The organism is uncultured Campylobacter sp. (assembly GCF_937890585.1).
Lineage (GTDB): Bacteria > Campylobacterota > Campylobacteria > Campylobacterales > Campylobacteraceae > Campylobacter_A.
In genome coordinates this window covers 1-5,738 of the sequence record NZ_CALACG010000196.1, presented here as the reverse complement: position 1 = coordinate 5,738, position 5,738 = coordinate 1, and the positions used below count along the sequence as shown (strand labels likewise).

Here is a 5,738-nt window from a genome sequence, read left to right as displayed (position 1 = left end):
TACCGCTAGATCTTTTGAATTTAAATTTTTCTTTATCTCATCAAGCTCGTAAACGCTATCTTTTAGAGCAGTTTTGCTTGCCTCTAGCGCCTCTTCTAGGTCGATGATCTTATTTGTCTTTTTAGAAAGCTCATCTTCCATAACGCTTTTTTGCGTCTCAAAGCCGTCATTTAGCGCATTTATCTCTTTTTCATAGCTAAATTTCTCGGTTCTAGCCTCGCTTTTTACTCTCTCGATCTCCTCTTTTAGGAGTAAAATTTCTTTTTTCTCGCCTCTATCTTTTTCGCCTTGAGCCTTTTCATACTCTTTTATCATCGCCTCTTTTTGCGCCAAAGTAGCGTTTAGCTCAGCATTTTGCTCTTTTAGGGCTGTATAGTTTGCCTCAGAGCTCTCTTTAAATTTATCAAAGCCATTTTGAGCCTCTTTTAGCCTATCATCATCGCCGATCTTAGCGTCATTTATCGCATTTTCAAGGTCGATTATCTTTTTTTCATAAGCTTTTGAGCTCTCTATCATATCAGCTTGCGCTTCATTTAGGCGCTTTGTCAGAGCTTGGATATTTTCAAAGTGTTGCGCTTCAAGCTCGCCAAGAGCCTTTTGATTTTTTTCAACTATCTCGTTTTTTTCATTTTCGATATTTCTTTTCATCTCTGAAATTTTGCTTATAAAGTCTAAATTTTTCTCGCTCATATCGACATTATCAGCGGCTAAAATTTCATTTTTTTTGCTTAGCTCGCGCACTTGCTCTTGAAGCTCATTTACATTGTTTGATAAATTTAGATCCTTATCATCAACAAAATTTTGCATGTAGCTTTTTGGCGTGATGTAGCCGCCATACTCGTAAAGATCGTCTTTGCTTACATATCTTTGCTTCTCTTCTTCAGGGAGATCATCAAAATTTATAGAATAAATCGTTTGATTAGTATCTTTTGGCGCCTCGTCCTCTTTTTGAAATTTCAAAAACGAGAGAGAAAAGCCAGCTATCAAACAAAAAATAGCTAATAAAATTTTATTTAACAAATCTTACGCCTTGGCTTTTAAGATATCTTTGATGACGCTATGAGCGTGATTTAGTGCGACCACGATTGAGCCGCCATTTTTTAAAACGATGTCTCCTCCAACGTAAAGTCCTGGCACGCTGCTTTGATAGTTTTCATCGATGATCGGAGTGCCTTTATCATCAGTTTTTATCTGGCATTTTTGTAAAAAATCCACCGGACTTGAACCGCCGATCGCATATACAACCCTGTCATATACGCGAATTTTGCCATTTTCGTAGTGCACTCTAACTTTACCAGACTCGTTGTCTATCTCTGTTATATCGTGATTTAGCCTTACTTTTATCTTATTGTGCTTCTCAAGCTCCCAAAGTGCGGTTAAATTTGTCTCATTTACACGGCTAAAGTTATCTTTTCTGTAAGCTATCGTCGTTTTGTTGTACTGGCAAAGCTCGATAGCGTACTCAACTGCTGAGTTACCACCGCCCACAACAAGCACTTTTTCGCCGTTTGTGCAGTTATCTAGGTTAAAATTTACAACTGAATTTAATGACGGCGGGATCTTATAGTCAGGCTTGTTTGGACGTCCCATTTTGCCGATAGATATCATGACGTTTTTGGCTTTAAATGTCGCTTTTGAGGTGGTTACATTAAAAATGTCGCCATCTTTTTTAACGCTTTCGACCTCAGAGTTAAAAAACGCCTCGATCTTTTCAGTGTCAAGCAGCTTGTCAAAATAGTCAAGCGTGCTCTCTTTTGTGCCGTCCTCAAACGAAACTAGGCCGTGTATCGTGCTGTCCTGACCCTTGTACTCTTTATCCACGCGTTTATTGTCTTTATAAAATTTTCTGATCGTTTGGCTGTGGTTGTCACCTTTTTCAAGGAGTAAAACATTGCTTAAGCCATTTCTTTTGGCCTCAACTACACTAGCGATACCACAAGGGCCGCCGCCAACTACTATTAGGTCATAAACATTTGTCATATTTTTCTCCAAATTTTATAAATTTCAAGCTTTCTTAACTAGATCAGCCATCAAAAATGCGAGCTCAAGCGCCTGATCAGCGTTTAGTCTTGGGTCGCACTGGGTCTCATACCTTTGCTCTAGCGAGCTCTCTGTTAGCTTTAACGCCCCGCCCGTGCACTCAGTCACGTCCTGACCGGTCATCTCAAGATGCACGCCGCCAGCTCTTGTGCCCTCAGCCTTGTGAATTTCAAAAAAGCTTCTAACCTCGCTTAAAATTTTACTAAATTCACGAGTTTTGTAATTGTTCGAGGCTTTAACGGTATTGCCATGCATAGGATCGATGCTATAAACGATATTTAGCCCTTCACGCTTTAGCTCTCTTAAAATTTTTGGTAAATTTTCGCCGATCTTATCAGCGCCCATTCTGATTATCACATTTAGTCTGCCAGCTTCATTTTCTGGATTTAGCTTATTTGCTAGTGCGATGACGTCTTCAGCTTTTGCACTTGGTCCGATCTTAACGCCAATAGGATTTTTAACGCCGCTTAAAAAATGCACGTGAGCGTCGTTTATGCCGCGCGTTCTCTCGCCTATCCAAAGCATGTGAGCCGAGCAGTCGTACCACTCGCCACTAAGGCTATCAACCCTAGTTAGCGCCTCTTCATAAGGCAAAAGTAGCGCCTCGTGAGATGTATAGACTGCTGTTTGATTTATCGCTGGGGTATTTGCCGAAGTGATGCCACAAGCTGCCATGAAAGATAGAGTTTTTGTTAGATCGTCAGCTAGTTTTGCGTATTTCTCACCGATCTCTGGCTTTTTAACAAAGCCTAAATTCCACTTATGCACCTGATGAAGATCAGCCAAACCTCCTCTTGAAAAGGCTCTTAAGAGGTTCATCGTAGAAGCACTTTGATAGTAAGCTTCTATCATGCGTTTTGGGTCGGCAACTCTAGCTTTCTCGTCAAATTCAAAGCCATTTATGATGTCACCTCTATAGCTTGGTAACTTAACGCCATTTACCTCTTCATAATCGCTACTTCTAGGCTTTGCAAACTGCCCTGCTACGCGACCTACTTTGACCACTGGACAGCCACCGCCAAAGGTTAAAACTATCGCCATTTGAAGTAAGACCTTAAACATATCTCTGATGTTGTTTGCGTTAAAATTTGTAAAGCTCTCAGCGCAGTCGCCACCTTGAAGCAAAAAGGCCTCGCCATTGCAAACTTTTGCAAGCTCATTTTTAAGACTTCTAGCCTCACCAGCAAATACCAAAGGCGGAAGTGCTTTTAGTTTTTCTTCAGCCTCTTTTAGCTCTTTTAAATTTGGATAAGTTGGTTGTTGTAAGATGTTAAATTCTCTCCAACTATCTCTGTTCCAAGTCATAAATTTTTCCTATCTTTTTCCTTAATTTAGCGCTGATTATATCACGCAAAACTTAAAAAATAAAAGCCATTAATGGGTTATTAAAGATATTTTACATACAATCGCTACTTTAAATTTACCCAGAAAAAGAGAAGATTTTTTTCATGATAAAAGGCATTTTTTATTCGCTTTTGGCATCAGTTTTATTTAACTGCATCTACTACATGTCAGTGCTCATGAACCCCATCAGCACGCAAGCTCTTATTGGATACCGCATGATCTTTGCCATGCCTTTTGTCATCGCCGCCATTTTTTTGTTAAAACAGCAGCGAAATTTCAAATTTTTACTTCTAAAAATAAAGCTAAAACCTAAAATTTTACTAGTTTTGCTTGCTACCTCGCTCATCGTCTCATTTCAGATGTGGCTCTATCTCTGGGCTCCAAGTAACGGCGCAGCGCTAAAAGTCTCGATAGGCTACCTCATCATGCCAATAGTCATGGTCCTTTTTGGACGGATATTTTTCAAAGAGCACCTCTCAAAAACAAAGTTAGCATCGATATTTTTCGCTGCCATTGGCGTCTTTAGCACAGCAGTCATTAGTGGTGGCATCTCGTGGGAGAGCGCTGTAGTTTTTTGCCTTTATCCAGTCTATTTTACCATTAGAAAGTACTACAACCTTGCAAATTTCTCAAGCTTTGTTATAGAGATAATTTTTATGTTTTTATTCTCATTTTATTTTGCGCTCACAGCCGATATGGACTACGTAATGAGCCAAAATCCAAACATCTACTATCTGCTCATCTTGCTTGGTGCTATCAGCGGCATAGCCCTCATCGCCCAGATCCTCTCAAGCACGCTCGTGCCGATAAATGTACTAGGTTTGCTTACATATTTTGAGCCTATAATGATGCTCTTTGTCTCATTTGCCATCGGCGAGAGACTGGAGAAAAGCTCATACTTTTTGATGATCTGCCTAGCCATCTCTGTCACGCTTTTGATGATAGATAGTATAAATTCTATAAAAGGCGACAAAAATACCAAGACTAAATGAGAGCCAAAAAGGCGTTATTCTCGCGCTTAGCGCCTTTTTTATGTGGGGGTTTTTGGCGGTTTATTTCAACCTATTTAGCAAAGATGTCGATGCTTATGAAATTTTAGCCCACAGGATCATCTGGTCATTTTTCTTGATGGCAGCAGTGCTTTGCATTAATGGCAAAATGGGCGAAATTTTTGCGCTTCTTAAGGATATCCGCTCGCTAAAGGCTCTATTTTTAAGTGGTATTTTTATCACCATAAACTGGGGCGTTTATGTCTATGCGGTGGGTAGCGGCAAAATTTTAGATACGAGCTTGGGATATTTTATAAATCCCTTGATAAGCATGCTCCTTGGCGTCATCATCTTTAAAGAGTGCCTGAGCAAAGCTAGCGCCATAGCTGTTTGCATCGTCATCGCAGCCGTTTGCGTGCAAATTTACGCCAAAGGTGGCCTGCCACTTGTCTCTATTATCTTGCCACTTTCGTTTGGATTTTACGCTATGGTTAGAAAGATGGCGAAGATTAGCGCATTTAATGGGCTTTTTATCGAAACATTTTTTATGTTTCCATTTGCACTTGGCTACGTTTTATGGCTGGTTTTTCACTCGCAAAGCCACTTTGGACTAAACGAGGACTCACTTTTAATGATCGCTTCAAGCATCGTAACCATCGTGCCACTTGTCGCATTTAACGCAGCTACGACAAGGATAAATTTAACGACTATCGGCTACTTGCAATACATCTCACCAACCATCGCGATCCTTTGTGCGGTCTTCATTTATGGCGAAATTTTGAATGGCTACAAAGTCATCTCATTTTGTATGATCTGGCTGGCGCTTGCGATAATTAGCGTAGATAAATTTAGAAAAAGGAGTAAAAATGAATAGCGTTACGATCTATTTGCTGCTTGCGTTTTTTGCGGCGCTTATTTTGTACTTTCAGGTGCAAAAACTAACCAAAAAGCTTGACGATGAAGGAGCGGTGCCTGCATATCAAAAAGCTGCGCAAGAGGTTTTGCAAAATTTAAACAACGCTGAAAAATACCCTAAATTTTGCAATGTCATCTTAAAAAAGATAAATGCTCTAAGGCAAGACATACTCTTTGAAGATGCGCTAAATGGGGCTGGCGACAAAGACAAAGCGCTTGATACCTTAGAGCAGATAAGAGATAAGGTCGAGGCGCTTTTAAAGCGGGAAAATGCAAACTGGGAAAGCGAACTTGTTGAAATTTTAGACGAGATCGATGGCTTTGTGAAGGCAAATTTCAAAAACGGCGAAGATAGAGCCGAAGAGCTAAGAGACGAACTAAAGAAAGAATTTGATGGGTTGTGAGAGCGACCATAAACCTGTCTCTTATACACATCTGACGCTGCCGACG

6 protein-coding genes are annotated in these 5,738 nt (G+C 40.2%); 3 read left to right on the top strand and 3 right to left on the bottom strand.

Going from position 1 to position 5,738, the window contains the following annotated elements; genetic code table 11:
• The 3 genes from Q0296_RS05755 to Q0296_RS05745 form a co-directional block, all read right to left on the bottom strand.
• Nucleotides 1-1,020, bottom strand: a 1,020-nt coding sequence (locus Q0296_RS05755; protein ID WP_298037863.1) for a hypothetical protein, incomplete at its 3' end; no start/stop codon positions are given.
• Between the two features lie 3 nt (nt 1,021-1,023).
• Complete coding sequence (locus tag Q0296_RS05750) at nt 1,024-1,980, bottom strand: NAD(P)/FAD-dependent oxidoreductase (protein WP_298037862.1); 957 nt, start codon at nt 1,978-1,980, stop codon at nt 1,024-1,026.
• Between the two features lie 24 nt (nt 1,981-2,004).
• On the bottom strand, nt 2,005-3,345 hold the full coding sequence (locus Q0296_RS05745; protein WP_298037859.1) for a class II 3-deoxy-7-phosphoheptulonate synthase: 1,341 nt from the start codon (nt 3,343-3,345) through the stop codon (nt 2,005-2,007).
• 170 nt (nt 3,346-3,515) lie between these two features.
• Between Q0296_RS05745 and rarD (Q0296_RS05740) the strand changes: the two genes are divergently transcribed.
• The 3 genes from rarD (Q0296_RS05740) to Q0296_RS05730 are packed head-to-tail and all read left to right on the top strand — an operon-like array spanning nt 3,516 to nt 5,692.
• The gene (gene rarD, locus Q0296_RS05740) at nt 3,516-4,376 is read left to right on the top strand and encodes an EamA family transporter RarD (protein WP_258030448.1); all 861 of its coding nucleotides are present in this window, start codon (nt 3,516-3,518) and stop codon (nt 4,374-4,376) included.
• Nucleotides 4,360-5,247: an EamA family transporter RarD gene (gene rarD / locus Q0296_RS05735; RefSeq protein WP_298037869.1), complete on the top strand. Its 888-nt coding sequence runs from the start codon at nt 4,360-4,362 to the stop codon at nt 5,245-5,247. The genes rarD (Q0296_RS05740) and rarD (Q0296_RS05735) overlap by 17 nt, the downstream gene beginning before the upstream one ends.
• Entirely contained in the window at nt 5,240-5,692 is a 453-nt protein-coding gene (locus Q0296_RS05730; RefSeq protein WP_298037855.1) for a hypothetical protein, read from the top strand. The genes rarD (Q0296_RS05735) and Q0296_RS05730 overlap by 8 nt, the downstream gene beginning before the upstream one ends.
• The last annotated feature ends 46 nt before the right edge of the window (nt 5,693-5,738 follow it).